The sequence below is a fragment of the Limnohabitans sp. genome, assembly GCF_046052765.1.
In the GTDB taxonomy this organism is placed as follows: domain Bacteria; phylum Pseudomonadota; class Gammaproteobacteria; order Burkholderiales; family Burkholderiaceae_C; genus Limnohabitans.
The window spans coordinates 1-4,085 of the sequence record NZ_JAVLFQ010000074.1 but is presented as its reverse complement, the minus strand read 5'-3'; the positions used below and the strand labels follow the sequence as shown (position 1 = coordinate 4,085).

The 4,085-nt window shown below is 56.2% G+C and carries 4 protein-coding genes and 1 pseudogene; 2 read left to right on the top strand and 3 right to left on the bottom strand.

The window, feature by feature from the left end; all coding sequences use genetic code 11:
* The 3 genes from AC9UG7_RS11225 to AC9UG7_RS11215 form a co-directional block, all read right to left on the bottom strand.
* On the bottom strand, window positions 1-1,122 hold a 1,122-nt coding region (locus AC9UG7_RS11225; RefSeq protein ID WP_509587750.1), incomplete at its 3' end, for a flavin-containing monooxygenase.
* A gap of 71 nt (window positions 1,123-1,193) precedes the next feature.
* Window positions 1,194-1,601: an alternative ribosome rescue aminoacyl-tRNA hydrolase ArfB gene (arfB, locus tag AC9UG7_RS11220; RefSeq protein WP_509587748.1), complete on the bottom strand. Its 408-nt coding sequence runs from the start codon at window positions 1,599-1,601 to the stop codon at window positions 1,194-1,196.
* Window positions 1,602-1,614: 13 nt separating this feature from the next.
* The gene (locus AC9UG7_RS11215; RefSeq protein WP_509587746.1) at window positions 1,615-2,406 is read right to left on the bottom strand and encodes an exodeoxyribonuclease III; all 792 of its coding nucleotides are present in this window, start codon (window positions 2,404-2,406) and stop codon (window positions 1,615-1,617) included.
* 11 nt (window positions 2,407-2,417) lie between these two features.
* On the opposite strand from AC9UG7_RS11215, the gene pyrE reads away from it, so the two are divergent.
* Together pyrE and AC9UG7_RS11205 are read left to right on the top strand one after the other, a co-directional pair.
* Window positions 2,418-3,116, top strand: a complete 699-nt coding sequence (gene pyrE / locus AC9UG7_RS11210) for an orotate phosphoribosyltransferase (RefSeq protein ID WP_509587745.1) — start codon at window positions 2,418-2,420, stop codon at window positions 3,114-3,116.
* A gap of 151 nt (window positions 3,117-3,267) precedes the next feature.
* Window positions 3,268-4,085, top strand: a pseudogene (locus AC9UG7_RS11205) (indolepyruvate ferredoxin oxidoreductase family protein); the annotation flags it as partial.

The following is a 4,085-nucleotide window of genomic DNA, read 5'->3' as shown; positions in this document are numbered from 1 at the left end:
CAAGTCCGAGAGCATCATGCCTTTGTAGGCCAGCGCATCGCCTGCAACAAACGCTTGTCCGTCCACACGAATGGCCACATCTGCCAATACATTGAGTTGCAAACCGGTGGCGACCACCACAATGTCTGCTTTCAAAGAACTGCCGTCTTGTAGGGTGATGCCCTCAACATCAAACCGCGCAATATGACCAGTGACCACAGTCACTTTGCCTTGGCGAATCTGTTTGAACAAATCGCCATCAGGCATAGCGCACACACGCTGGTCCCAGGGTGCATAGCTTGGCGTGAAATGTGTCTTCACATCAAACCCGCGACCCAACGCCTTCTTCACCATGCTGATCAAATAGTTTTTAAAGAACAGCGGTTTGCGTCTGGCAAGCTGAAAATACAAAATGCCTTGCACTATGTTGCGCCAGCGCACAAACCGGTAGCCCAAATCAAACGGCAAAAACCGGTCTAGCCACACGCCCACTGTTTCTTGCGCGGGGCGGGTCACCACATACGAGGGCGAGCGCTGCAACATGCTCACATGCGATGCGTCTTTGGCCATGGCAGGCACGATGGTGACGGCTGTGGCGCCGCTGCCAATCACCACCACGCGCTTGTCTGCATAAGACAAACCTTCGGGCCAAAACTGCGGGTAGACCAACGCACCTTTGAAATTCTCTTGACCCTCAAAATGCGGTTGATGCCCTCGCGCATAGCTGTAGTAGCCGCCACACATGTACAAAAAACGTGCCTCTTGCACGCGTGTGCTGCCATCAGCCACTTGCGCGGTCACGCGCCAGCAAGCGTTTTCTGAGGACCAATCCGCGCTGACCACACGATGCTCAAAATCGATATATTGCGCAACACCAGTTTCACTTGCGGCTTCGCGAATATAGGAAAGAATGGACGGCCCGTCGGCCATGGCTTGCGTGCCTCGCCAAGGCTTGAACGCATAGCCGAGTGTGTGCATGTCCGAGTCCGAGCGCACGCCGGGGTAGCGAAAAATATCCCAGGTGCCACCGATGGCACTGCGCGCTTCCCAGATGCGCCAGTGTTTGTCCGAACATTGTTTTTGCAAATGCCGCGCCGCGCCTATGCCAGACAAACCCGCGCCGATGATCAAGACATCTAACATGTCAAACCTTTAACTATGTTGCTCAAACTGAAACATAAAGCAAAGTGAAAACGCAGATGCATAACGTCTAATCAGTCCGTGACTTTGCCGCGCAAGGCCTTGGTCTGGCCGCGCAAAACTTTGCTGTCCACGCGTTGCATGCGTGCGCTGAACGTTGGCTTGGTGGCGCGGCGTGGTTTCACCGGTTTGGCCGCCAGCGCCACGAGTTCATGCAAACGAGCCATGGCGTCTATTCGGTTGCCCTCTTGGCTGCGCGAGTTTTGCGCTTTGATGACAACCACACCATCAGCCGTGATGCGCTGGTCTGACATAGCCAGCAATTTCTCTTTCACCTCTTCCGGCAACGATGAAGCGCGTATGTCAAAACGCAAATGCACAGCACTTGACACTTTGTTCACATGCTGGCCGCCTGCACCTTGAGCGCGAATCGCGCTCAATTCCACTTCGTGGTCGGGGATGGTGAAGACAGGTGCGCTCATGTGTGCAACTGCATCATAAATTCATGTCATAACTGACCGTGATCGGCGCATGGTCAGAAAACTTTTCGTCTTTGTAAATAGACACTGAACGTGCGGTCTCGGCCAAGGCAGGCGTGGCCAAGTGGTAGTCCAAACGCCAGCCGACGTTGTTTGCATACGCTTGGCCTCGGTTGCTCCACCATGTGTAGCAAGTGTCAGTTGTGTCCGGGTGAAGTCGTCGGTACACATCGACCATGCCGCCGTCGGCCAACAACGTGCTCATCCACGCGCGTTCTTCGGGCAAAAAGCCACTGTTCTTTTGGTTGCTACGCCAATTTTTCAAATCAATCTGCTGGTGCGCGATATTGATGTCGCCGCACAAAATCAATTCGCGGCCTTTTTTCAATGCCATCAGGTGCGGGTAAATGACATCGAGGAATCGGAATTTTGCTTCCTGACGCTCTGGGCCAGAGGCGCCGCTGGGGAAGTAACTGCTGATCAGCGACAGCTTGCGCATGGGTGTGTCGAACCGCAATTCCAGATAGCGGCCTTCGGCGTCGAATTCGCCACCGTCAAAACCTTGGATCACGTGGCTGGGCTCAAAGCGGGTGTACATGCCGACACCGGCATAGCCTTTTTTCTCGGCGCAATGGAAATAGCCGCCAAGGCCCGCCAAGGATTCAAACTTGCCGATCAAGTCGGCTTCTTGTGCCTTGACTTCTTGCACACACATACAATCCAGCGAGCTTGCAGCAAGCCAGTGTTCCAGCCCTTTGCTGCTGGCTGAACGTATGCCGTTCAGGTTGAGGCTGCTGAGTTTGAACAAGGAATTCCCCCATGTCTTTGCACCATACGCCAGACCACACGCTGGCGCAAGCGTTCATTCAATTCTCGCTGGAATCGGGCGTTCTCAAATTCGGCAGCTTTAAAACCAAGGCCGGGCGTATATCGCCTTACTTTTTCAATGCCGGTTTGTTTGACGATGGCACCAAGCTCAGTCGTTTGGCTGGCTTTTATGCACAGGCGCTGGTGCAGTCCGGTTTGCAGTTCGACATGATTTTTGGCCCGGCGTACAAAGGCATTCCGCTGGGCGCGGCGGTGGCGATTGAGTTGGCACGACTCGGTCATAACTTCCCGTTTGCCTACAACCGCAAGGAAGCCAAGGACCACGGCGAGGGCGGCACATTGGTCGGTGCGCCACTCAAGGGCCGGGTGTTGATCGTCGACGATGTGATGAGCGCGGGTACGGCGGTGCGTGAATCGATTGCCTTGATACAACAAGCCGGAGCCACGGCATACGGCGTGGCGATTGCCTTGGACCGCCAGGAAATGGCGACCGAAGCGGCGGTTGATGGTTCGGTCAAAGACTTGGCGCACAGCGCAGTGCAGTATGTGCGAGACACCTTGGGTTTGAAAGTGTGTGCCGTGGCACAACTCAGTGATTTGTTGGGTTATCTTGATGCACAGACCGATAACGGCATGACCCAGCATTTACCTGCCGTACAAGCCTACCGCGACCGTTACGGCGTGTCCTGAGGCCCATCGCTGGCGGCCTGCTGGGGTTTCGGGCGATTCAAGTGCCGCCCAAAGCCCGGTTTCAGCCTGTCAAACACAAGGGACAGCCCGAATGACAGGAAAGGTGACGAACGGCTAAACTGACCGCTCACTGACAGAAGTTGGAGTACCCATGAACGCGCCCCTGCCCGAACACATACGCAAAGCCCTGGAAACCGTTCAGCTCGACGATAAATATACCCTTGAGCAAGGCCGTGCGTTCATGAGTGGCGTGCAAGCCTTGGTGCGTTTGCCCATGTTGCAACGCCAGCGCGACCAGTTGGCTGGCAAAAACACCGCTGGATTCATCAGCGGCTACCGTGGCTCGCCTTTGGGCAACTACGACCAAGCCTTGTGGAGCGCACGCAAGCATTTGCAAGCGCAGCACATCGTGTTCCAGCCCGGTGTCAACGAAGAACTGGCCGCCACCGCTTTGTGGGGCACGCAGCAGCTGGGATTTGCACCCCCAGGCTCCAACAAATTCGATGGCGTGTTCGGTATTTGGTACGGCAAAGGCCCGGGCGTGGACCGTTGCTCGGACGTGTTCAAGCACGCCAACATGGCCGGTACCACACCATGGGGCGGGGTGATCGCGGTGGCCGGTGACGACCATCTTGCCAAAAGCAGCACCGCCGTGCACCAGAGCGACCATATTTTCAAAGCGTGCGGCACACCGGTGTTTTTTCCGGCCTCAGCGCAGGAAATTTTGGACTTGGGCATCCACGCGTTTGCGATGAGCCGCTTCAGCGGCGTGTGGGCCGGCATGAAAACGATCCAGGAAATCGTCGAGTCCAGCGCCACCGTCGTGGTCGACCCGCATCGCGTGCAGATCAAACTCCCCGCCGACTTCGCCATGCCCCCGGGTGGCTTGCACATCCGCTGGCCCGATGCCGCGTTGGACCAGGAGGCGCGTTTGTTTGATTACAAGTGGTACGCCGCGCTGGCCTATAT